Annotated in this window: 26 protein-coding genes; 6 read left to right on the top strand and 20 right to left on the bottom strand. The window is 42.3% G+C overall.

The annotated features are described in order from the left end of the window. Window positions 1–26: 26 nt before the first annotated feature. The 7 genes from LZF95_RS16095 to LZF95_RS16065 all read right to left on the bottom strand — a co-directional run bounded on the left by LZF95_RS16095 (window position 27) and on the right by LZF95_RS16065 (window position 6,072). Window positions 27–1,922 (bottom strand): monovalent cation:proton antiporter-2 (CPA2) family protein, encoded by a 1,896-nt coding sequence (locus LZF95_RS16095; protein WP_233756129.1) that lies wholly within the window; start codon window positions 1,920–1,922, stop codon window positions 27–29. A gap of 11 nt (window positions 1,923–1,933) precedes the next feature. After that, window positions 1,934–2,494 (bottom strand): NAD(P)H-dependent oxidoreductase, encoded by a 561-nt coding sequence (locus tag LZF95_RS16090; RefSeq protein ID WP_233756128.1) that lies wholly within the window; start codon window positions 2,492–2,494, stop codon window positions 1,934–1,936. Window positions 2,495–2,505: 11 nt separating this feature from the next. Next, on the bottom strand, window positions 2,506–2,940 hold the full coding sequence (locus tag LZF95_RS16085) for a (4Fe-4S)-binding protein (protein ID WP_233756127.1): 435 nt from the start codon (window positions 2,938–2,940) through the stop codon (window positions 2,506–2,508). Window positions 2,941–3,238: 298 nt separating this feature from the next. Further along, entirely contained in the window at window positions 3,239–3,733 is a 495-nt protein-coding gene (locus LZF95_RS16080; protein WP_233756126.1) for a hypothetical protein, read from the bottom strand. Window positions 3,734–3,799: 66 nt separating this feature from the next. After that, a complete protein-coding gene (locus LZF95_RS16075; RefSeq protein ID WP_233756125.1) occupies window positions 3,800–4,144 on the bottom strand; it encodes a hypothetical protein in 345 nt (114 codons plus the stop codon). A gap of 64 nt (window positions 4,145–4,208) precedes the next feature. Next, on the bottom strand, window positions 4,209–5,693 hold the full coding sequence (locus LZF95_RS16070; RefSeq protein ID WP_233756124.1) for a glycoside hydrolase family 32 protein: 1,485 nt from the start codon (window positions 5,691–5,693) through the stop codon (window positions 4,209–4,211). A 181-nt stretch (window positions 5,694–5,874) separates the two neighbouring features. Next, the gene (locus LZF95_RS16065) at window positions 5,875–6,072 is read right to left on the bottom strand and encodes a glycosyltransferase (protein WP_233756123.1); all 198 of its coding nucleotides are present in this window, start codon (window positions 6,070–6,072) and stop codon (window positions 5,875–5,877) included. A 190-nt stretch (window positions 6,073–6,262) separates the two neighbouring features. Between LZF95_RS16065 and rfbA the strand changes: the two genes are divergently transcribed. Next, window positions 6,263–7,123, top strand: a complete 861-nt coding sequence (gene rfbA / locus LZF95_RS16060) for a glucose-1-phosphate thymidylyltransferase RfbA (RefSeq protein WP_233756122.1) — start codon at window positions 6,263–6,265, stop codon at window positions 7,121–7,123. 7 nt (window positions 7,124–7,130) lie between these two features. Here the strand turns inward: rfbA and LZF95_RS16055 are convergent, their stop codons facing one another. The 5 genes from LZF95_RS16055 to LZF95_RS16035 all read right to left on the bottom strand — a co-directional run bounded on the left by LZF95_RS16055 (window position 7,131) and on the right by LZF95_RS16035 (window position 10,434). Next, the gene (locus tag LZF95_RS16055) at window positions 7,131–8,153 is read right to left on the bottom strand and encodes a hypothetical protein (RefSeq protein WP_233756121.1); all 1,023 of its coding nucleotides are present in this window, start codon (window positions 8,151–8,153) and stop codon (window positions 7,131–7,133) included. A gap of 3 nt (window positions 8,154–8,156) precedes the next feature. Next, complete coding sequence (locus tag LZF95_RS16050) at window positions 8,157–8,474, bottom strand: DUF3817 domain-containing protein (protein WP_233756120.1); 318 nt, start codon at window positions 8,472–8,474, stop codon at window positions 8,157–8,159. Beyond that, complete coding sequence (locus LZF95_RS16045) at window positions 8,471–9,046, bottom strand: hypothetical protein (protein ID WP_233756119.1); 576 nt, start codon at window positions 9,044–9,046, stop codon at window positions 8,471–8,473. The genes LZF95_RS16050 and LZF95_RS16045 overlap by 4 nt, the downstream gene beginning before the upstream one ends. Window positions 9,047–9,132: 86 nt before the next feature. Continuing rightward, complete coding sequence (locus LZF95_RS16040) at window positions 9,133–9,651, bottom strand: acyl-CoA thioesterase (RefSeq protein ID WP_233756118.1); 519 nt, start codon at window positions 9,649–9,651, stop codon at window positions 9,133–9,135. Window positions 9,652–9,771: 120 nt separating this feature from the next. Beyond that, the gene (locus tag LZF95_RS16035) at window positions 9,772–10,434 is read right to left on the bottom strand and encodes a protein-L-isoaspartate(D-aspartate) O-methyltransferase (RefSeq protein WP_233756117.1); all 663 of its coding nucleotides are present in this window, start codon (window positions 10,432–10,434) and stop codon (window positions 9,772–9,774) included. A gap of 109 nt (window positions 10,435–10,543) precedes the next feature. On the opposite strand from LZF95_RS16035, the gene LZF95_RS16030 reads away from it, so the two are divergent. Continuing rightward, window positions 10,544–11,140, top strand: a complete 597-nt coding sequence (locus LZF95_RS16030) for a riboflavin synthase (RefSeq protein WP_233756116.1) — start codon at window positions 10,544–10,546, stop codon at window positions 11,138–11,140. A gap of 83 nt (window positions 11,141–11,223) precedes the next feature. Here the strand turns inward: LZF95_RS16030 and LZF95_RS16025 are convergent, their stop codons facing one another. The 4 genes from LZF95_RS16025 to LZF95_RS16010 form a co-directional block, all read right to left on the bottom strand. After that, window positions 11,224–12,231 carry a formylglycine-generating enzyme family protein gene (locus tag LZF95_RS16025; RefSeq protein WP_233756150.1) on the bottom strand — a complete coding sequence of 336 codons (1,008 nt, stop codon included), beginning with the start codon at window positions 12,229–12,231 and terminating at the stop codon, window positions 11,224–11,226. 295 nt (window positions 12,232–12,526) lie between these two features. Continuing rightward, window positions 12,527–13,537: a hypothetical protein gene (locus LZF95_RS16020; RefSeq protein WP_233756115.1), complete on the bottom strand. Its 1,011-nt coding sequence runs from the start codon at window positions 13,535–13,537 to the stop codon at window positions 12,527–12,529. A 186-nt stretch (window positions 13,538–13,723) separates the two neighbouring features. Further along, complete coding sequence (locus LZF95_RS16015) at window positions 13,724–14,266, bottom strand: ferritin (protein ID WP_233756114.1); 543 nt, start codon at window positions 14,264–14,266, stop codon at window positions 13,724–13,726. A gap of 82 nt (window positions 14,267–14,348) precedes the next feature. Then, entirely contained in the window at window positions 14,349–15,701 is a 1,353-nt protein-coding gene (locus tag LZF95_RS16010) for a M20/M25/M40 family metallo-hydrolase (protein WP_233756113.1), read from the bottom strand. 67 nt (window positions 15,702–15,768) lie between these two features. Between LZF95_RS16010 and LZF95_RS16005 the strand changes: the two genes are divergently transcribed. Further along, on the top strand, window positions 15,769–16,284 hold the full coding sequence (locus tag LZF95_RS16005) for a DinB family protein (RefSeq protein WP_233756112.1): 516 nt from the start codon (window positions 15,769–15,771) through the stop codon (window positions 16,282–16,284). 117 nt (window positions 16,285–16,401) lie between these two features. Continuing rightward, the gene (locus tag LZF95_RS16000; RefSeq protein ID WP_233756111.1) at window positions 16,402–17,883 is read left to right on the top strand and encodes a S10 family peptidase; all 1,482 of its coding nucleotides are present in this window, start codon (window positions 16,402–16,404) and stop codon (window positions 17,881–17,883) included. Window positions 17,884–17,942: 59 nt separating this feature from the next. Here the strand turns inward: LZF95_RS16000 and LZF95_RS15995 are convergent, their stop codons facing one another. After that, complete coding sequence (locus LZF95_RS15995; RefSeq protein WP_233756110.1) at window positions 17,943–18,821, bottom strand: glutamate--tRNA ligase family protein; 879 nt, start codon at window positions 18,819–18,821, stop codon at window positions 17,943–17,945. 245 nt (window positions 18,822–19,066) lie between these two features. Here LZF95_RS15995 and LZF95_RS15990 point away from each other — a divergent pair, with 245 nt between their 5' ends. Continuing rightward, window positions 19,067–19,804, top strand: coding sequence for a carboxypeptidase-like regulatory domain-containing protein (locus tag LZF95_RS15990; RefSeq protein WP_233756109.1), 738 nt, complete (start codon window positions 19,067–19,069; stop codon window positions 19,802–19,804). Here the strand turns inward: LZF95_RS15990 and LZF95_RS15985 are convergent. After that, window positions 19,801–20,307: a PaaI family thioesterase gene (locus tag LZF95_RS15985; RefSeq protein WP_233756108.1), complete on the bottom strand. Its 507-nt coding sequence runs from the start codon at window positions 20,305–20,307 to the stop codon at window positions 19,801–19,803. The two genes, LZF95_RS15990 and LZF95_RS15985, sit on opposite strands and share 4 nt — an antisense overlap. An 83-nt stretch (window positions 20,308–20,390) precedes the next feature. On the opposite strand from LZF95_RS15985, the gene LZF95_RS15980 reads away from it, so the two are divergent. Beyond that, entirely contained in the window at window positions 20,391–21,182 is a 792-nt protein-coding gene (locus LZF95_RS15980) for a M48 family metallopeptidase (RefSeq protein WP_233756107.1), read from the top strand. A 37-nt stretch (window positions 21,183–21,219) separates the two neighbouring features. On the opposite strand, the gene LZF95_RS15975 is transcribed toward LZF95_RS15980, so the two are convergent. Then, a complete protein-coding gene (locus LZF95_RS15975) occupies window positions 21,220–22,023 on the bottom strand; it encodes a 3'-5' exonuclease (protein WP_233756106.1) in 804 nt (267 codons plus the stop codon). A gap of 2 nt (window positions 22,024–22,025) precedes the next feature. Then, window positions 22,026–23,381, bottom strand: coding sequence for a UDP-N-acetylmuramate--L-alanine ligase (gene murC / locus LZF95_RS15970; protein WP_233756105.1), 1,356 nt, complete (start codon window positions 23,379–23,381; stop codon window positions 22,026–22,028). Between the last annotated feature and the right edge of the window lie 163 nt (window positions 23,382–23,544).

Genomic DNA, 23,544 nt, shown 5'->3' with positions numbered 1-23,544 from the left:
ATTAAACAGTGTTTAATAAGTCAAGTTTATTCTGATTTATTTTCAGATTTTTCAGCCTCTTTGATAGAATCACTATCCCAGGTTTGGTCATTTACAGCAAATTTCCGCATCAACTCGCCGGAGAGAAGGTTTTCCTGCATTTCGATTTGCTGTTTGTTTTTTGAAATGTACTCGTCCTGATTGTCTTTGTATTTTACAAGTACCTTCAAAGCGTCTTCGTCATAAGCCCGGAATTGTTTGGCCAGCCTATGTACCGTATGTGCCCGGAATCCCAGTTTCTTGAGGACATCTTCCCCCATACGAATGGAAGTATCCAGATGTTCTCTATAGATGTTTTTCACACCCATTTCCATAAGTTCAAATGCATCGTATCTGTTCTTTGCCCGAATCATTACATCCAGATGCGGAAATTCCTCTTTACACAGTTCCACTATTTTAATACTGTACGGGGTACTATCAATAGCAGAAATCAGGATAGAAGCCTCACTTGCTCCGGCAGCATGTAGTAACTCTGCACGTGTCCCATCACCGAAATATACTTTGAATCCCATTTTTCTCAGGTACTCTACCCGGTCTGGATCTGAATCTAAGATAGTGGCCTCTACGCCGTTGGCTCTTAAAAATCTGCCCAGAGTAGATCCAAAATGACCAAACCCAATTAGTATTACTTTGTTGTGCTCATCTATATTGTCCATTTCTTTTTCGATGTCCTTATGTGTCCTATCGATCGCCGGAAGGACAAATTTGTCCAAGATTACCAATAGGAGAGGGGTGATAGTCATGCTCAAGGCAGTCACCGCCATGAGGGTATCTGAAAGTGCTTGGTCAAAAATCCCTAATTGAAGTGCAAAAGCATACGTCACGAAAGAAAACTCGCCTACCTGGGAAAGTCCAATGGCAAAACTGAGATTGGATGAAATCCGTAAATTTTTGCTTTTGCCGATGAGGAGTAAAATGATGGTTTTTAGAGCGATAACCCCAAGTGTGAGAGATATTATTACTGAGGCGTCGGTATAGATTAGATTAAAATTGATGGTAGAACCTACAGCCATGAAAAACAGTCCTAAAAGCAAGCCCTTAAAAGGTTCCAAATCAGATTCTAACGCATGCTTATAGGGAGAATTGGCTAAAATCACTCCGGCCAAAAAGGATCCCAGTGCAGGACTGAGGCCGACCAGCTCCATCAGGAATGCTATCGCGACTACAATCAATAGAGCTGAGGCAGTGAACAATTCCCTTAACCTGGTTTTAGCCACCCAGTTGAGCAGTGGGCCAAAACCAAACTGTCCTAAAAGCACCACTATGCCTATGGCGCCAACGAGTGCCAGGGTTTGTCCCCATCCCGGCAACTTATCTATAAATCCATGCATACCTGAAGTAGCCTCCACTGCCGTACCTTGTCCAAAAACCAAAAGGGGCAACAAGGCCAGAATAGGTATCACTGCTATATCCTGCATGAGTAAAACCCCAAAAGACATTTTGCCCGTGGGGGTATTCATTTCATTTTTTTCCTTTAATGATTGCAAGACAATAGCAGTAGATGACAATGCCATAGATAAACCTATAGCCAGTGAAATTTGCCACTGTACACCTAGAAAAATCCCGATTCCTAGTAGGAACAATGCGGTAAGGAGAACTTGAGTTAAGCCTACTTTGAGAATCAGCTGACGCATTTTCCATAGGTTTTTAGGTTCTAGCTCCAGTCCTATCAAAAACAACATCATTACCACTCCGAACTCAGTGGCATGCATGATATCCTGCCCTTCCACTTCGTTTGTGATGAATCCCAGCAAATAGGGGCCGATAAGAATACCGGCAAACAAATAGCCTAAAACAGACCCCATTCCCAGTCGTTTGGCAATAGGGACGCAGATAATTGCCGCGAGTATATAAAGGATGGCATTTGCCAAAAATCCATTCATGAGACCAATAGTTAACTATGCTGAAAAGTTGAGATATCTTCTCTGTCTCGAAGTCCGAGGAGTAATTTTTTATAAGATTGGGTTTTTAGGGCAAGTTGGGAATCCGTGATTTTGTGGGTTCCAGCTATATGAAAAGGAGTTAGGTATTCCATCTGGCACAACCTTGCGGTCTGCTCAAAAGGACGTAGATATTCATTGATGCCATATCTGTTTTTTCCTTCATGGTGATATGCTTCCTGCGATCCTCCTGTAGTGATTGCGTTGAGCACATATTTACCTTTCAGGTATATCCCTCTTGGTCCATATGCCCATGAAAACTCCAATACTAAATCCATCCACTGTTTCATTAAGGGAGGGCAGGAGTACCAATAGACTGGGAATTGCCATATGATTACCTCAGCTTCGAAAAGAGCTTCCTGCTCTGCCTGGATAGATATATTGAAATCTGGGTATAACTCATATAAATCCCTGATCTCTATATTATCCAAACCTGATATGGCCTGAATCAGAGATTGGTTGACTTCAGAATGTTCGAACTTTGGATGTGCGAATAGCACGAGTACTTTACGCATGGGAATAGACTTTACCCTTGGAAATTTATTTTTTTGTGTGTGCCGTCACAAAAGGGCTTGTTTTGGCTGGAACCACATCTACAGAATGCAGAAACCTTACTTTGGTTTATGATGTGATCGTTGGGAAGTTTGACTTGGAGGTTGCCATAGACCATCAGTGGCCCGTTAGGCATTACCTCCACCACCTGTTCTGATTTCACATTTCCTGTCTTTTCTTCTTTGTGCTCCGCAAAATAATACCCAAGCGCGCCGCTTGGACAAGTATTTATTTGTTTGACAATTGCTTCTGTACTTGCACCTTCAGAATTGACCCACGGCCTTTTTTCAAAATCAAAGACTGAGGGTAATCCCGAAACGCACTTCTTGGAATGGATGCATTTATGGGGCTCCCAGGTGATAGTAACTTCTCCATTGGTATATTCCTTATGAATAGGGGTGTCTGACATGGTGTTTGTGTGTTTTGACCTTTAAAGTAATAGATGTGTGTCCGAATAAATACAAGTAATAGAATTTATAACGTGTACTACTGGTGGAAATCCCTCAATCCCTCTAAGGGAGAGGTATCAATTTGAATTTCCATAGTTTCTGCAAAACCCATACGCGTAGTTACAAGGGGACACATCAAATAACAGTACAAAATAATCAACTTTCAATTGGGTTATAGGGTAAGGGGCAAAAAAAAAGACTCAGTTACCAAACTGAGCCTTTTGCTACCGATCAAACCATTTTAGTACATAAGCAGGTTTAATCTTTCAGGTGCTTCTCCAGAATTTTTTGCCATTTTTCAGCTATTCCACGTTCGCCTGCCCTATCGGTAAAGAGCTCTCCATCATAGATTTCAATTGTTTTGGGAGAATGGGAGGCATCCTTGAAATGGAACTGTAATGCCAAAAAGTCCAATATATAGCGCTTCTCATTTCCGACCAGTACCCTGCGGATTTTCTCTTGAATGCTGACTTTGGCCACTTCGCCCAAGTCAATCAGACTTTGCTCAGGATAGCTGCCGAACCGGTGGTAGATCAGCTTTTTGGATTGGTCATCCAAACCTAAATGATAGTGGTTTCTCCAACGCTCCTGCTGGGTGGGAATGACATTATTTGCAGAAGAAAACTCTTCAAATGTCGCAAGGTTTTCACTGCTTATTTTTCTGAGTTTGTAACTGTAGTATACAAACGGTGATGCAGAAGCAAGTATGGCAAAAGATGTCACTGTAAGGGTGACAGAATCAATTGATATCATAGGAATAAGGATAAAATGAATAGATTTTGTGCGATTTAAGGTCGCTAGGAAAGGTTCTATTCTATTTTACCAAGGGTAAAAAAAATGTATAAAAATGTCCTTTATATCGAAAAGCGAAATCGACTTTTTGAAAAACGAGGGAGGTAAACAGACTTGATAAGTGCTAAGAAAGTCAAAATACCAATTAGGATTAAGTTTGGCATTTAGGCTCCAATCAACTTTGAATTCCGGGATTTCCAGCAATTCTGGTGGAGCATTAAACTGGATTTTAGTAAGCTGGGTGAGATTCGAAACCGAATTATGTGAGTAGTCATTACCGGATGAATCTATAGTGACCGGAAATGAAAAAACAGACACAAACCATAGCGCCCAGCTCAGGGAAATCATAAGGATTGAAAACTGTTTTTTCATTTTTTTATGGCTAATTATACTAATTTATGTCAAAATATTATGAGAAGTCAATAGCAAACCAACCTTATTTTTTCAAATTATAAATTTTCAATGAATTGAGGTGCTCTGAAAAAGCCACACTTTTCCAGGGGCTGCTCGGAAATAGGATGGAAGTTATCACTAATTCTCCATCATTTACGAATAGTTCTATGGATGAGGCGTCTAAAAAGATCCTGATATCTTTTGCCTCCCAACTCATAGGTGCGGAATGAATTGCCGCAAAATCCCGATTAAAGCCATTTTTGCCGGAATTTCTGCGATCTACACTTATCAAGCCGTTTTCTTTCGAGAGTATCAGGGTTTCACCTAGCTCATTTGAAAAGGTTATCGAGAAGGAATCTGAAGTCAAATCTGAAATGATTTCTACAGCTTCTGATGGCAATGCGGAAGTTTCCTGGTTCATTTCATATTCTTCAGACCTAAGTTTCTTCAGTTCTGTTGCGGGAGCGGATTTTAACAGCAGGGTACCATCCACATCAAACAGACTTAATTCTCTAGGGACAGTCATTGCTGATCTCCAGACTTTGGTAGGAACTACGTTTGCATAGAGCCAGTTACTCATCCAGCCTATAAACAGCGTTCTGGTTTGTTCTGCGGGAAGATTGTTCCAGGTGACTCCGGCGTAATTATCAGGCCCATAGTCCAGCCATCTGATCATGGTGTCGTCGGGCGTGAATTGCCCATTTTCGAAGTCACCGATAAAATACTGGGTTGCAGATCCATTTTGAGGCCCCCCAGGATTAATACTGACCAAAAGAACCCATTTTTCCTCACCAGAAGGAGTTTTGAAGGGTAGTAGATCCGGGCATTCCCATACTCCTCCATGGGCACCCTGGTTTTTTCCAAATTCACTCAACAACGTCCAGTTCTTCAGATCCGTTGAGCTGTAGAAATTTATATGATCGAGTACGGCCAAGGTCATGATCCAGGTTTTGGAGCCATCAGTATTTGTGATTTGCGAGACTTTTGGGTCACGGAAGTCCCGGATGCCTGGGTTGGGGACTACTGGATTACCTGTGTATTTTTCCCAAGTCCTGCCTTTGTCCAAAGAAAAGGCAATTGCCTGATTCTGGAAGATATCTGAGGTCGTGTTTGCCAATTCAGCATCATGATAGGTGAAAACGGCAATCATTGGAGGACTTCCCTTTTTGCCTAATCCAGAACTGTTTTCTGTGTCCAAGACAGCACTTCCGGAGAAAATATAACCCAAGCTATCCGGATACAGAGCGATGGGAAGAGATTCCCAATTCACCAAATCAGTAGAAACAGCATGTCCCCAATGCATAGGCCCCCATACTGTACTGTCAGGATAATGCTGATAAAAAAGATGATATTCTCCATCCACGTAGATCAGCCCGTTAGGGTCATTCATCCATCCCGACTCGGGAGTGAAATGATAAACCGGTCTATATTCTTCCGAAACAACTGATTCAAATCTGATTTCGGGATTTGACTGACAACTGACAATCAATAGTACCATGAAGAACTGAAGAAAATAATTTTGCTTCATAATGTTAGGTTTGCGGGTTTAAGACGAGTTGAAGTACTGTCTTCTTTTTAGCTTCTGTTTTTATTTGGCGGTAAGGCTTTTTGCATTTTCAGGATTTGACCAAAAATCAACCAAGGCTTTTTCAAATTTGTCTGTGTCCAAATTATGAATAGAGGTGCTAAGAGCGCCTACTTTTCGTTGTTCAATAATTCAAATCCAATAATTGGAGAAATCCTTTGTCAAAAGCGACGAATTCGTACCCAAGTTGGGTCAGGTTTTCTCTAAACTGATCTGGGAAAAGACATATAATTTCGTGTCCAGCTTCAGCGAAGATCTCTGCCTGCGCTAAAAATGGCTCAATATCTCCCCGGGTTCCTATAGCGGCAAAGAGAGTTTTCATTACTTATTTTTTTAATATTTCCTCTTTCATTAGCTTTAAACCATAATCTACGTCAAATTTTCATCACTTCCTCCAACTTTGCATGAAGTGTTTTGCATCGAATTGGTGGACTTTAGCATCTAAGTATATGAAAAATGGATTTATTTTTGGGAATAATGTGGAGCTATAAGCAACTAAACTAACGTACCATATGAAGGGAATTATTTTGGCCGGAGGATCCGGTACACGTCTTTACCCGCTGACTATTTCTGTAAGCAAGCAGCTGATGCCGGTGTATGACAAGCCTATGATCTATTACCCTCTTTCGGTTTTGATGATGGCTGGCATCACTGAGGTTTTGATCATTACTACCCCAGAGGATAGTGAGGCCTTTCAGCGACTTTTAGGTAATGGGTCACAGGTAGGATGTTCATTTGAATATGCCGTACAGCCTAGTCCTGATGGATTGGCCCAGGCATTTATCATCGGGGAGAAATTCATCGGTGGGGATAAAGTGGCACTTATACTGGGGGATAATATTTTCTACGGATCTGGACTGCATAAAACCCTACAGGAGCATACCGATACTAACGGGGGAGTTGTATTTGCCTATCACGTGAATGACCCAGAGCGGTATGGAGTGGTTGAGTTTGATAAGGATCAAAAAGCCATAACTATAGAGGAAAAGCCTGCCAATCCTAAATCCAATTTTGCGGTACCCGGACTCTACTTCTATGATAATAGGGTGGTAGAAATAGCCAAGAAAATCAAGCCAAGCCCAAGAGGGGAACTGGAAATTACAGATATTAACAATGAATACCTCAAATTGGGTGAACTCCAGGTCGCTATTCTTAACAGAGGGACAGCATGGTTGGATACCGGAACCCATCAGTCCCTTTTGCAGGCCGCACAATTTGTAGAAGTAATAGAAGAGCGTCAGGGACTGAAAATCGGCTGTATTGAAGAGATAGCCTATAGGGCCGGCTTCATCGGAGAAGAAAAACTACTACAGGCTGCGGATAAACTAGGAAAAAGTGGATATGGTAGTTACCTGAGAAAGCTAGTGAAATAATAATCCCTTATTTCTTGATCAGCAGTTCAAGGCTTATTCTCATAATTTGCCCCATGTTGTCGCATTCCAGAAACTTATCATTTCGATAATGCCTTGCGAGTTCAGTCTTAAGGGAGACGATATTTTCCGGTAGGGATATGGTGTCATGTTCCATGGAGCGCAATATGTCCAGTATTCCTTGCCGGGAAGATTTAAGGCGGGTAGCGATCAATGCCCGCTCTTCCTTTTGATATTGGACCATTGACTCAGGGGTGATGTACTTCATTCCTAGCTGTATCAGGGCATTGTTTTCTTTGAAATATTGAGGAAGGTAGATTGATTTTTTTCCCTCGTATGACTGCTGGTCAAAATCAATGGCCCGGATCCTATAGTGTGTTTCTTCGAAATCAGGTGTGACGTCTATCACAAAATTGGAAGAGTGCATATCTCCCAAGAGCCGCACGAAACAGCGTTCGTTAAATTTGACAAACTCTTTCGCCAATCGGATGGGGTTCAGATGTGGGTCCTGCATATGTGATCTCATGAATTTATCCCCTGGGATACCTGCGATATGTTCTTCTATCAGGGTGTTTTGATGGACCAGATAAGATATTCTGTTGGGTGAGAGCAAGTGTTCAAATTCTAACCCATAAACTCTTGAGGCATCTGCGTTTTTAACATAGAAATAGTCGAAATTGTCATTGATCCGATTTACTATTCTTACCCGGAATGGCTGGGTGTTGCCATAGACACAGAGGTCAATCCTATCCACATAGAGATGCTCCATCACGGACATGTCTCCACCAGCCTTGAGCAGCGCATAGATTTTCTTGACATTTAGATGTATTTCCTCTCTGTCAGACTCATCATAGAAGACAGTTTCCCAAAGTGTATCTTGCTCTTTGGAATCGTAAAGCGCAATGGAATTGGAATAGCGCAACAGTTCATGGTAGTGGATAGGGATGTCCACTTCCCGTGAATATTTAATCAGGTAGCGTCTCAGTCCGGGACTGATGGGGTATATAAGCTTTTTTTTGCTGATTAATGCCATAGGTTATAATTCCACCTTCTGACTTTTTTTCAGATTTCTGTCGAAAATGAACGGGCCAAAGGGAAGCACTGACGCAATAAGTGCAAAAAAGGTCCTGGAAAACTTCCATTTCAATTTATGGGCAGTCGGGAATACGGTATAAACATAAACGATGAATAATAAACCATGTGCCCAACCGACATATTTTACCGCCAAAGGATAGTCCCACATATATTTGAGGGGCATGGCGATAAGTAGTAGAACTAAGAAGGAGATGCCTTCAAGAAGTGAGATCCAACGGAACCGTTTTGCCCAAGTATGCTGCTGTGGAGTGAGACTCATTGTTTTTTACCTATGTTAAACAGTATTTTTAAAGTATTCCAAAGTTTTCCCTTGAGGACTTTGTCTTCCGCTATGGTGCTGAGTGCATCGGCGAAAAGATATTCGGTTTCCTTTTCCATATAAATCTGATAATCAGAAGCAGGAAGCGCATTGATCTGATGCTTTACACGGCCAAATTTTAAGACAATATGCGCATTTAGATCATATAGTTCAGCGAGACTCCTTCCTTCAAGCTCATCTGATGAAAGCAATCCTACTTCATTCATCGAATGGCCTACGGCGTTGATCATTTTCACCAACATGTCCATGACTTCGGACCCTAGTTCGATTTCTTCATGCAGCACGAGTATGCCTTTTTCGAAGCTCCCGCGGACTTTGATCGGTTCGGGTTTCAATTCTTCTTTAGGTGGAGTAACTGCTATGGGCACCGTTTTTGGAAGAGTCTTTCGTTTTTCAGTTTCACCAGAAGTATTTGCCTTGGCTAGAGCTCCTTCATAGGTAGGTTCTTTTTCAAAGAAAAAAAGTTCTTCTGTGATGATATGCTGGAGCTCGTGGATGCTCATATTTTCCATGTCGGAAAATTGCTTAAAAATCGCCTTATCACAAAAAAAGAGGGATAATATCTCTAACATCCCCGTTGTTTTCCTGTTTTTTTCTATCAGTCCAGATTGAAAATTGATTTAAGTTCTACTGCGTCTTCAGGTTTCATCCGCTTGGCCAGTACCAGCCTCAGCTGTCTTCTTCTCAATGCCCCTTGGAAGTTCTCGATTTCTTCGGGGGTTTCTGGGATCAACTCAGGGATCCTGCTGGGTTTGTTGTTTTCATCCACGGCTACAAAAGTGAAAAATGCCCTATGAGTTGTGACTTTTTTATTGGCGGGAATATCCTCTGCGGTCACTTCTATGAACACCTCCATGGAAGAGTTGAAGGCGCGGGTTACCTGAGCTTTCAAAGTCACCACATTTCCCAACGCAATGGGCTCTTGAAAAGAAATATTATCAGCGGAGGCTGTTACGACTATACTGTTGGAGTGTTTCTGGGCAGCTATTGCAGCTACCACATCCATCCAATGCATTAGTTTACCACCCATGAGGTTGTTAAGCGTATTGGTATCATTGGGTAAGACCATTTCGGTCATGATCACAGCGGACTCTCTTGCAAATTTTTTAGCACTCATACATCTAAAATTTAACAAAAATAGAAATAAAATTTGGTATGTGTATTTAAATTATTGCTAATCAAAATATTATTCCGAATAATACGCTGGTTTGCACGTGGCTATACATTGTTTACTGCTTTATTTCCAGCCATCCTTGCCCAACAAAGGAACAAAGGCAAAGCCTTCGTATTCTTCCCGATCTACTTTTGTGTTTGATTTTTTGGTTATTTTAAGCATGGTCTGCCGACGCTTGTCGCCCACAGGGATAACCAGTATTCCCCCAACCTTTAACTGCTTAACCAAAGCTTCAGGCACCACCGGCGCACCGGCGGTAACAATGATTTTATCATAAGGAGCATAGGCAGGAAGCCCCCCCGTGCCGTCCCCATAGAAGAGGCGCATTTCTATTCCCAGTCTGGTCAGAAACCGTTTGGTTCCTTCAAATAGTTTTTTCTGATACTCTATCGTAAAGACTTCCGCTCCAAGTAGATGAAGGATGCTTCCCTGATATCCCGATCCGGTGCCGATTTCTAAGATCCTATCACCTTCCTTTACATCTAAAAGTTCTGTCTGAAAAGCAACTGTATAAGGTTGGGAAATGGTTTGTCCTTCGCCGATGGGGAAAGCTTTATCCTCATAGGCATGGGAAATCAATGCCGAATCAAAGAAAAAATGTCTTGGCAAGGTGTTGATAGCCTGTAAGACACGTTCATTTTTAATACCTTTTTCTCGAAGTAAAGTCACCAGAGCTCTACGTTTTCCTTTGTGCAAATATGTGTCTTCCAGTTTGAGTAAGGGCATGTTTTTTATTGTTCTGCGGTCGAAGATAAAAGAATATTTGGCTTAATTTGAACTTGAATCGGGCATTTATTGCTTAGTCATTGAAACTTTGAAAGTTAAATCTACCTATATGTTCACAGGAATTATAGAAGCATCCGGCACCATTCGTCATATTACCCATGAGGGAACCAATGTACATTTCGATATAGATTCTTCGCTCTCCCCGGAATTGAAAATAGACCAGTCCTTAGCACATGACGGAGTGTGTTTGACCGTTGTTCAAACCACGCCGGAGTCTTATCGTGTGACCGCGATCGATGAGACGATGCAGAAGACAAATCTATCACAGTGGGGGATAGGGAAGAAGGTTAACCTGGAACGTTGCATGCCTGCCAATGGCCGTTTTGATGGACATATTGTACAGGGGCATGTGGATCAGGTGGGAATGGTCAAAAACATTTCTGATCAAAACGGATCCTGGGTTTTTGATCTGGAATTTGACCATGAATTAGGAAACGTGACCGTGGAAAAAGGTTCAATATCCGTGAATGGTACAAGCTTGACCTGTTTCAATTCCGGCCCGGGAAGATTCTCTGTGGCAATAATTCCTTATACTTATGAACACACCAATTTTCACCAGTTACAGCCTGGGGATTTGGTCAATCTGGAATTTGATATTCTTGGAAAGTATATACAGAGAATCACAAAAGGCTACGATTTGACCTAGTCTTTTTTAACCGAATAGTAAACAATTGGTTGGTAAAAGAAATGTTAATGTAAAGTTCAACGGCTTCACGAGCAGGATTAGTGTTATCTCAAACTGATTGTCTTCTCTTCAGCGTCTTTTACCAATCTGAAACCTACATTCGAAGTGCCGCTATCGAATGCCTGGCCCTGACGGGCAGAGGGGCGATAATTGACACAGTAATTATCAGCACATAAGAAGGAACCGCCTTTGATCACACGTTCCATGGCATAGGGATTATCAGGATTATAACATTGGTTCATGTCGGCGTCCAGTTTAGGAGCTTGGCCTGCTAGTCTTGAGTATTTCAAAGCATCGTACCAATCGTCCGTCAATTCCCACACATTTCCAATCATATCATACAACCCGAAGGTGTTGGGGGCAAAGGATTTTACCGGTGAGGTGCCTTCAAACCCATCCAGGTTTTTATTGTCATTGGGAAAATTTCCCTGAAAGGTGTTTGCCAGATATTGACCGTTTGGAGCCAATTCATCCCCCCAGGCGAATCGTTTGCCCTTGGCTCCACCGCGTGCGGCAAATTCCCATTCCATCTCTGTAGGAAGCCTCTTTCCTGCCCAGTCGGCATAAGCTTTGGCATCTTCATAAGCGATGTGGACTACCGGATGGTTTTCCCTATCCTCAAGGTCTGATTCTGGGCCTTCCGGATGCTTCCAGCTGGCACCTTCCATCCATACCCACCATAGAGAAATATCCTGGGTGGGTACAGCATACGGTGGAGGGCTAAATACCATAGATCCCGCGACTAACATGGCGTCATCAGGTTTGGGGGTTCCGGGGGGCAATTGTTGCTTGAGGTCTTCCCATTCTGGTTTTTTCTCGGCCAGGGTTACGTATCCGGTTTCCTCGACAAATTTCTTGAATTGAGCGTTCGTCACTTCGTGCGTGTCCATCCAAAAGCCGTTTACTTTGAGGTTCACGGCAGGTCTTTCGGCCGGATAGGCTTCCTCCTCATTTGTACCCATGGTGAATTCCCCTCCCGGGATCCATACCATGCCTTTTTCTTTGTTATTGGGTGCAGGCTTATCAGCCAGGATCATTTTTCCTTCGTCCATTATTGTGTCAGTGGCTTTTTCCTGGCATGCTAAAAAAGATGTGCCGATAAGCACAATGCTTGCTAAACTGTATTTAATGGTTTTGATCATAATTGGGTCGTTGAGAGTAAAAGTAGCAGAGTATTTTTGGGATGAAAAGAATTTACCGCAATATAATAGGAATCACCAGCCTATGACCATGGTGTTGTGCCTGAGTGAAAGGATCGGTCAGTGGAGAGAGAACTCGTTCATTAACCCTCAGGAGTTTTCTGACCAAATGCCTAGAACGAAAGTAAATCCCCTTATGCTGACAGCTTCATTCTTCCTCGACCGGAATGGCATGGATTCTTTCTGCTACTTTTTTGCGGAGTTTGTTGAAGAATTGTTTGCGTTCTTTTTCGCAGACAACACTGATTTGAGTGGACTTTTTAATGAGGTTTTCGAGGTTCCTGAACATTGCATTATTGAAAGAAGGATCAGACGTTCCATGAAAATAGATGACACTATGATTTAAATAGGTCATCTTTTTCTCATCCATAGTGGCAAAGAAAGTATTGTCACCTATGACAAATTCATTCACGAAAAAATTGTAATCGGCTCCTTCAATTTCAGGATGCGAGGGTAAGAGTTTTCTGCCTCGCTCGGCCATATTTTCTAGATTGTCAATCACTTCCAGCATACAATTGTATAAGAATAACGTGTCTTCAGTGGAAGTCATGATGCCCATTTCATGATACAGCTCTATTTGACGTAGTGTGACATTGATCCCTTCAATATTCCAGATTTCTGTGGTTGGTATCTTATGATATGCCTTGAGGATGTTCTGGGTTATTTCGGCAAACTGGTCATAGCTGTTGTCTTTGATAGAGAACTTGGTGTCTTTCAGGCTGTCGTTGAACAGTATCGACTTTCTCCAGAAAAAGAATTTAAAAGCAGCTAGTTCTTTGTGGTAGTAATGATGAAAAGGGGGCATGTCTTTTACCAGCCAATAGATGTGTTTTTTGGAAAAACTATTGACAAGGTTTAATTGGGCATAGACATCTTCCATCCATTTCATAAAACTGTTTTCTTGGTAATCATGCTGATTGCCCTGAAAAAGTATATTGTTGGATTGTAGATTGATAAAGGTATCAACAGAAATATTGAACCGGCTGCACAAGACTTCCAGTTCACTGAAATCCAGTAGTTTTTCACCTCTTATTCTCCTGTATGCACTATCAATGCTGATTTCTAAAAGCTCGGCAATTTCGTCCACCAAAGAAGTATAGCTCGGCAGGGACAATTTTATTGCCTGGAAAAAAGCCGCCTGGCTCTTATTGAAACTCATCGCATGTTGGGTGTTTGGGGATTGGGAAATAAATTCCCCATTAAGATAGAGTAAAGAACACTAAGAAAAAATCTATTTTAGAAGAAAAATTGCTGTTTATAGACCAAAAAACCACCTACATGTTTAAAGGGATGCGGTTTTTCTGAAAAAACCATAAAAAAAAGCGGCCTGAAAGCCGCTTTTAAATTATGCCTGTGGATGGGCTGCGGCATGCAGCTTGCCCAGTTCCTGATCGATGGTCCAAAGGCCAACTCCCTCCTCACCGATTATGTCAAAAAGTTCCAATGCCCGTCTGGACATAGTTTCTTCTTCCCGTTGCTCTGTCACATACCATTGCATGAAACTGAACGTCGCAAAGTCCTTTTTGGAAAAAGCATGATCCACAATATTGTTGATGGATTTGGTCACGTTGATCTCATGTTCCAGAATCAGTTCAAACACTTCCCGTAGTGAATTGAAGTTATGTCTGATTCCCGTGATTTCCGGCTGGATAGCATGTCCACCTGCCTCATTGATGTATTGGAAAATCTTCATCATATGCATTCTCTCTTCGTCTGCATGTGTGTAAAGGTATTTTGCGGAATTTTCATAGCCCATCATATGACACCAGGATGCCATAGAGAGGTAGTATGCAGATGATGTCCCTTCCATTTCTACCTGTTTGTTGAGTAGTTTCTCCGTATCGACAAGTAATGAACGCTGTAGCGTCACGATTTCTTTGGCTTTCATAATTTTAGTATTTGGAATAGTAAACTAAATATAATCATTCAGGTTCCACATTTCACGTCGTTACGGTGAATTTGGAATTGATTTAATTAAGTTTAAACAGGGGGGTAGGCATTACGGGTAAACTTTCTGCTCCTGATTCTGAGACAGCTTGTACAGCAAAGAAGTAATTGTCTTTGGAATATGGCAGGGTTAATCCAGTGTCTGTAGTCCAGAACTTGCGCTCCCACATAGAAGAAGAAGTTTCTCTCATCAATACAAAATAACCTTGGACGGTGCCAGTCTCAGGGGGACTCCATAGTAAAGTCGTTTGATTGCTTAGATTGCGAACGTCTATTTTTACCTCTAGGGGCTGATCAGGGGAATTCGCCAAGGAAGCGAGAGAGGCCAGGTTCACTGCGGTAACTTTCCGTAAGTACTCATAGTCCATAAAATCTGGAAGGTCTCCATATTGGACACCATCTTCTACCCGTACATTCTCGTGTTGATGAAGGAAGTTTTCGTTCATTTCCGACATTCTTATGGCGGTCATCCCGTTTTTGGCAAAAGGTGTCTGGTCACCTCCTCTTAAAAACCTGTCAGCACGGTAAATTAATTTCACCTCAAAATGATCGACATAGCGCTCCCCTTGTTCTTTGATATATCGGGCCAACTGCCGGGATTTACTATCATTATCAGCGTTGATATAGCGTCGGATAGCGGCTTCTTGTTCGGTTTCGGCCACGGGAATTGTTTCAGAGAACACCCTCATTTTCAGATTGTCTTTGATCATGGTTTCGGAAGAGCTGCTATTGCCTATGATGTCGTTGTTCAAAACAGCCCCTATGTTCCAACCTTCTTTTTTTGCTTTATCAGCTAGGTAAGTTGCACCTTTCAATCCTTGTTCTTCTCCTGTAAAGGCCACAAATAGGATAGTTGCCGGGAATTCATGGGAAGCCATTATTCTGGCCAGTTCTATCACCGCCGCTGTACCGCTTCCATTGTCATTGGAACCGGGTGCGGCACCTTTTTCATCCATCACATCTTTATTGCGGGAGTCCATATGTGCCGAAATGATAAAGATCCTATCGTCAGCGGGATCGGTGCCTTTAAGGGTGGCCATGACATTGGCAGCCGGTGAATCGGTGGGGATCCGACGTTCGTCTCCAGGAATTATGAATTTTTCAATTTCCGCAGTCATTCTCCCACCTGACTTCTTTGCAAAGTGCTGGAACTTGGATAATACATACTGCTGTGCTGCAGGCATCCCATTTTCTTCATTGGTGCTTAAGGTATGCCTGGAGTTGAATGAGGCTAAGGTCCGCACATGATGCTCAAGAGAATCTGAGGAAATCTCGGTAATCATCTGGGCTATTTCACTATTACGGATAACTGTAGTCTGAGCTACGGCAATTTGGCCAACGAACACCAAAAAGACGGTGAATAAATTTTTGTACATGAGCAAGGTGGGTTTATACTTAAGGCCTAAATTTATCCCATAAATATCATAGCAAAAGCTTTTTTACATGAATACTCTTGAACAACCGAAAAATGGCAGTTATCCTGCATTTTATTCCACCTACATTAAACTGGTCTCCGGCAATGACTACGAAAGGCAACTTATAGATCAGATCGATTCTCTGGTAAAACTATTTCAGGAAAAAGAGAAGGGCTGGGCAGAAAAGCCTTATGCAGAAGGAAAATGGACTCCCAAGGAAGTGCTTGGACATGTCATCGATACAGAAAGAATTATGACTTTCAGGGCTTTATGTTTTGCCCGCGGAGAAAAGTCATCCCTGCCAGGCTTTGATCAGGATCCTTATGTACTGAATGCCAGGTTTGGGAATGTGCCCATTGAATATCTACTGGATGATTTTCAGTCTCAGCGCAAAGCACTATTGTCCATGATCAGGATATTGCCCGCGGAGTCCTTGGACTTGACAGGTACAGCAAATGGGGCTCCGATCACCCCAAGAGCCCTGTTCTGGATCATTCCTGGGCATTTTGCGCATCACATGAATATATTTAAAGAACGTTATTGACTCACGCAAGTTTTGCTGTGTGGTTTCTAGTCACCCTATTGTCCACCTATGTAATTTTTTCTGGTATTTGGCTTTCAATTAGTAGTTTCAAAGTCGAATGAAAATCCCCTAGACTTTATGAGAAAATTCACTTTTACATTACTATTGACCGTCTGTCTTTCGGCTGTACAGGCTCAAACTGAGAGGCAAATCGAAGTAGAATCCGCCGTAGTGACTCAGCATGAGACTACTATTAAAGGAAAAAAAGTGGCCTATAGAGCCACTGCCGGAACACAACCAGTATGGGATGAAAAAGGCAAGCCCATAGCATCCTTGTTCTATACCTATTACGAGCGCACAGATATTTCGGATAAGGCAAATCGACCTTTAGTAGTATCTTTCAATGGTGGCCCGGGCTCTGCTTCTATCTGGATGCATATTGCTTACACAGGGCCGGTTGTGCTTAATATAGATGAAGAAGGCTATCCTTTGCAGCCTTATGGAGTAAAATCAAATCCTCATTCTATCTTAGATGTAGCTGATATCGTCTATGTGGATCCTGTGAATACGGGTTATTCCAGAATTGTGGATGAGGAAGTTGACAGAGCAACCTTTTTTGGCATCAATTCAGATATCAAATACCTGGCAGATTGGGTGAATACTTTTGTGACCCGTCAGGAAAGATGGGCATCTCCCAAATATCTTATTGGCGAAAGCTATGGTACTACCCGTGTGGCAGGATTGGTGGCGCAGCTTCAAAATTCGCACTGGATGTATTTTAACGGAGTAATACTGGTCTCGCCCACTGAAATGGGAATAGATCGTGGAGCTCCTATCCATACTTCCAATTACCTGCCTTATTATGCCGCCACAGCATGGTATCATAAGGTCTTGGATCCATCCTTACAGAATAGGGATCTGGAGGATTTCCTGCCCGAAGTGGAGGCATTTACTATCAATGAACTGATACCTGCTGTGGTGAAAGGAGGTATGCTATCGGCTGCGGAGCGCAATGCTGTTGCTACAAGATATGCGTTGTATTCGGGGCTACGCAAAGAAGCAATCCTTGAGCATAATTTGCTAGTCCCTACCAATTTTTTCTGGAAAGAACTGTTGAGAGAAAAAGGTATGACCATTGGAAGACTGGACAGTAGGTACAAGGGATTTGACAACGCAGGGACTGGTTCCAGACCTGATTTTGATCCTGCGTTATCTTCATGGAACCACGCATTTGCGCCATCCTTTCAGGTATATGTAAGAGAGAACCTTAACTTTAAAACTGACCTTACTTATAACTTATTCGGCCCGGTTCATCCTTGGAACCGATCTAACGAGACCACAGGATATGATCTCGGCGATGCCATGCGCCAAAATCCCTATTTGCACCTGATGGTACAGTCGGGCTATTATGATGGGGGTACTGACTTCTTCAATGCAAAATACAACCTTTGGCAAATTGATGCCACAGGTAGAATGGCCGAACGTATATCATGGAAAGGGTACAGAAGTGGTCATATGATGTACCTTCGCGCTGAGGATCTTGAGACTTCCAATGAAGATATCCGCGAGTTTATCAAAAACTCCATGGTGGCGCCTGATATGCCTGCTAAGTACAATTGAGTTACAGTACCGAAATTTGTAAGAGCCGGGGAATTTCTCCGGCTTTCAACATATTGAAGCTATAGCTCCAGGTGTTTTTTGAAGGATTCAAAATTTGTTATTTTCTCCTTCTCACCGAGCATTTCCCCCAGAATTAAATAGATATCCTCAATTTTTTTTCCTTCCTTCCTTAGAAATTGTATAGAGGTTGAGCCTTCTGATTTGGAAAGTTTTTTATTCTTTTCCCCCTTTAAAAGCTGATGGTGATGAAAGGTGGCATCCCGAAATTTGTGTAGTCCCAGTTCCCCGGCTAGGAATTGCTGGGCTAAGGTGGAACCCAGTAAATCCTGCCCTCGGACTATCAGATCTACTCCGTAATACACATCGTCAATGACAGAGGTCAGCTGATAAGCAGGAAGTTTGTCTTTTTTCCTAACCATAAAAAAAGCTGATTCTTCTGGAAGTGTATGGGATTTTTTACCTTGGGTATAAGTGTTGACTTGGATGAATTCACTGGCAAAAGTATCCATGCGCCAGCATGTCCCATTTCGTTCAAGCGGGATATTCCTCGTCTGGCAGTGTCCTAGATAATACCCTGAGGGATTCATTTGCTGGATTTTTTTGCGTGAGCAATCACAGGAAAAAACCAATTTCTTTTCTTTTAAAGTATCCGATCCCTTTGAGTATTCATCCATACGATGGATCTGGGACCATTCCTGTTCTAATTCCTTGACGTTTTTTGGACCTAAGTCAAAACCTATCTCCATGAAATCGAGCGTATCAAAAATATCCTGTACATACTCAGGTCTATACCTTTCCCGATCCAGATCATCTATTCTGAGCAGTATCTTGGCATCACATTGTTCAGACAAGGCTTTGGTAACTAAAAAAGAATAAAGGTTTCCCAAGTGAAGAAATCCACTGGGAGTAGGGGCTAAGCGGGTAAGTTTGAAATCCATTTGACGAAATTAGCTAGTTTCAGTGGAATTGGAGTGATCAGAAGTCATTTCATGGCTTATTGAAAAAAGGCTCCAGACCTACAGCAGTTTACAACCTTCCTTGTGTCATTTGAATCCAAGCAATGGGGGTGCAAAACATTATCAGTAAGCAATCAGGTACAATAATAGCTATAGCTATTCTCAATTAAGCATCTTTAACGGCCACCTACCTAAAATCTATGGAATGATAAGTATTTTTGAACTTCATGAAATTTGGGATTCTAGTCTTATTTTATTTCGCTTTTTTGCCTGGTCTTTTGGCCCAGAAGTCCTATTCTGGGAATATACTTGATGCCACGGACAAAACTTACCTGGAAGGTGTAAGTGTAGAAATAATAGGTTCGGAAAGTGTTGATACCACCAATGTCCGGGGTTACTTTTCTGTCAAAGGTCATGTGGGAGATACTTTGAGGGTGTCTTTTCCTGGGTTTATAGAGCAAAAGATTCCTCTTGGTGAGGAGACATTTTTGATCCTTCAGATTCAGGATAAAGCAAGACTTCTCCCCACTTTTGAGGTTAAGTCAGAACCCTACGCATTCCGGTTCAAGGATGGCAAATTGATATTGGTTGATCCGGATGAAGAGAAAGGCCCATCCACAAAAGGAGGGATAAGTGCAGGCTACCGAGAATCTCCCGATCTTACCGGTGGGGTAGCCATAGCCGGAGTATTGTCTTCCTTGACCAAACGATCGAGGCAAGAGCGTGAGTATCAGAAGAAACTAGAATGGATGCGTAGGAGAGCAGGATACTATGAAGTGGTGGAGTCTGATTCAATACGTCAAAACCTGATGATAAAATACCAGTTACAGCGGTCGGATTGGGATAAAATCATTATCCGCTTTAATGAAGGCAATGCATACCATGAATTTTTAGACTGGAGTAAAGACCGAGTGTACAATACACTTAATGAGTTTATTGAAAGAGAACGCCGCTGGATTAATTAGGCTTTTCTTTTAAAAGACCAGGTCACATATAACCGAGCCACTTCTTCCTCTTGGCGGTTTCTTCCGGTGGAAACCATCGTCAGCTTTCCGGTTTCGCCCACAGGGATAGACCGTAGCAGTTGGAAAAGTTCTTGGCCTTGTACACAAGTAAAGTTGATGGACTGATTGGCTTTTTTGAAATATTCCGCACGGAAATCCACCACCAACATTGAGAATTTCCCAATATCACTTATAACTAACTGGCAAAGCGCCCCTGTGCTGAGTTCTCCTGCCCCGGCCATAGCGGCAAAGTAAATAGACTTGAATGGGTTTTGCGTTCTCCAGCTGTAGGGTAGGGTTACCACGCATTTTTCAGCATCTAAGGCTTTCAGACGAAGCCCCCAAAAAACCGCGGAAGGAAGCTTAATGAGCATGCCAAACCAAAAATAAAATGGGTTGCGCATTTTTTTTTGATAGGCTAAGGCTCCTGATTTTAAAGTGGTTTGGGTTTCATGCTGATCCATATTTCTGATTTTATAATTCTTAAAATACTAAAAATTGCTTTCTGGTATTTAAATTGAACCCATTAAGTATAAAAACAAGCCTTATGAAAAAAACAGCATTTTTATTTTGTGCAGGATTGATTGTTTATTCCTGTGCCAAAGTTCCGCTTACAGGCAGAAATCAACTTGCCCTAGTGTCCAACGAGGAGATTCAACCTTTGGTCAATGAGCAATATAGTGAGGTGATAAAGAAAGAAAAAGTAGTAACCAACACAGCAGACGGGCAAAAAGTCGTCAAGGTGGGGAAACGTATGGCGGAGGCTGTTGAAAGTTATTTAGTTTCTAAAGGTTATCAAGATCTGGCCAAATCCTTCTCGTGGGAGTTTAATCTGATAGAAAGCGACCAAGTGAACGCTTGGTGTATGCCTGGTGGCAAAGTAGCTTTCTATACGGGTATTATGCCGTTGACCCAGACTGAAACAGGTATTGCCGTGGTGATGGGGCATGAGATCGCCCATGCTGTTGCCTCTCACTCGGCTGAACGTATGTCCAATGGAATGGTGAAGGAACTTGGGGTGGGAGTCTTGTCCACGGCTATAGGACAAAACCCAACCATGACCCAGGCTATTTTCCTTCAATCAGTAGGGATTGGCGGAGAGTTGGGAATGTTGAAATTTTCGAGAAAACACGAGTTGGAAGCAGATGAATTAGGGTTGACCTTTATGGCCATTGCCGGGTATGATCCCCGGGAAGCTCCGCTCTTTTGGGAGAGAATGCTGGAGAAGGAAGGCGGTGCCGCTCCACCAGAGTTCCTCTCTACCCACCCCGCATCCCAAACCAGGATTAATAAGTTGAATGAGCTCATGCCAGCCGCGTTGGCTTATTACAAAGAGTGATCAAACAAAAAGACCGGAGCTACCTCCGGTTTTTTTGTTACATGTTAAAGCCTCTGAGTTTAATCTGTGTAAGTTTCCTTTTGGTGTCCAGCGGGAAATCGCCCCGCATCATCCAGTCGTAGTAGCCAGGTTCCTCTTTTAGTACCTGGGTCACTGGCTTGCCTTTTTGCTTTCCGAAGTTGAACACTTCTTCTCCATCGTTGTTGAATACAAATCTCCCTGCGAGGTCAACCATTTTCTCATTGAGCAGCTCGTGGAGTTTCTTCATATCATTTTCGAACACTCCGATTTTATTCCCCTGAAGATCTTCCATTTCCTCCCCTTGATAGCGTTCTACCTGTGCTCTAAAGACATCTAAAGTAGCTAGGGTGTCTGCTTCTGCGCTATGGGCATTCTCCAGATTTTGGCCACAATAAAACTTGTATGCTGCGGTTAGGTTTCTTTTCTCCATCATGAAAAAGATTTTCTGGGCATCCAGTAGATTACGCTTATCCAAGTCAAATTCTATCCCAGCCCGGAGAAATTCCTCAACCAATAAGGGAATATCATATTTGAGTACATTGAAGCCTGCCAAATCAGCTTGGCCGATAAACTGGAAAATTTCTTTTGCCAGTTCCTTAAACGTTTTTTCTTCTCTGATGTCCTTGTCGTAAATGCCGTGAATCAAAGATGATTCCAGGGGAATAGGGATGGTGGGGTTGATTCTTCGGGTATAGATTTCCTGTCCTCCATCAGGTTTTACTTTGACTATGGAAATCTCCACTATTCTATCTGTGGAAATATTGACTCCCGTAGCTTCCAGATCAAAAAATGCAATGGGATTTTTCAAGTTTAACTTCATGGTTATTTGAATTTAGCTTTTACAGGCTCAAGATCCATTTTATCGTAGGATCCGGAGCTCATCAAAAGTAGGTTGGAATTTTTATAATCTTGTGCTAGAAGGTATTCCTTCAGGTCATTACTATCAGTAAATAATTTAAGATCCGGTCTTTGAAATCCATCGCGTAAGGTTTCCTCATCCATCAGTTCCAGTTTTTTCAATGCTGCCGCATGTGGATCAAGGTACACGATTGCCTGATCAGCAGCCTCCATTGACTTTGCATAATTAGGCAAAAATTCCTTATTCAGTGAGGAATAGGTATGTAGTTCCTGCACTGCGATCAGTTTTCTATGGGGAAATTGGTTTTTCACTGCTAAGACAGTGGCTTTTAATTTGGACGGGGCATGTGCGAAGTCTCTGAAAAGGGCGGAGTTTTCAGTTTGAACCAAAAGCTCTTGACGTTTTGCTGCTCCTTTGAACGTTTGGATGCTTTCGTAAAATTGCTGCTTGGACAATCCCAAGGACAGACAAATATCCATGGCTCCTTGGAGATTTTGCAGGTTGTGCTCCCCGAAAATAAAAATCGGGATTAAGCCTTCTTCCGTTTCCAAAAAAGTCTTTCCGTCTTTTATGATAGCAGGATGCGCTTTGTAGGCAGTTTTTGCTGCTTTGATTTTACTTTTTTCCGCTGCGTCTTTCACTAAAGGATCGGCCTCACAGTAAATCAATTCACCCGAATCAGGAGTCAGGTTCATCAATTGCCGAAACTGTTCCTTGTATTCTTCAAAATCCGGAAACACATTATAATGATCCCATGCGATTCCGCTTACCAAGGCAATATCGTGCTTATAGTGGAAGAATTTTGGCGTTCTATCCAATGGAGAAGTCAGATATTCGTCCCCTTCAATAATAATTACTGGAGCATCAGAGAGCTTCACCATCAGGTCAAAACCTTCAATCTGAGCGCCTACCAAATAATCAAAATCGACCTGTTGGTCTTTCAGCACATGTAATATGATAGAAGTGATGGAGGTCTTGCCGTGTGAGCCTGCCACGATCACCCGCTTTTTATTTTGGCTTTGATTGAAAATAAATTCAGGAAAAGAATATAAAGGTATGCCTAGCTGCTGGGCTTTTACAAGTTCAGGATTATCTATTCTCGCATGCATTCCTAAGATTATGCCATCCAGATCATTGGTTATTTTATCCGGAAACCAGCCGTATTCTGCGGGCAAAATCCCGGCTTTTTCCAGCCTGGTCCTGGAAGGCTCATAGATTTCGTCATCCGAACCGGTTACCTGATAGCCTTTTTCTACCAGCGCCAAGGCTAAATTATGCATTACAGCTCCACCGATTGCTATAAAGTGATAGTTGTTCATTGAATTGATTAAGGGGTAGGTATTCTACTCCAAACTTAAAAATAATAATTGGCTGCTGAGGGGGATGACTTGTCTAATTCAAAAGATTTTCAAAATTGAACGCAGATTAGGGTGCCAAGGCGTGATTATTGAGGTTTTGCAATGTTGATAACTTAGGCAAAAA

The organism is Algoriphagus sp. AGSA1 (assembly GCF_021390545.1).
Taxonomy (GTDB): domain Bacteria; phylum Bacteroidota; class Bacteroidia; order Cytophagales; family Cyclobacteriaceae; genus Algoriphagus.
The sequence above is the reverse complement of the archived record's forward strand: the minus strand, read 5'-3'. Positions and strand labels throughout refer to the sequence as shown.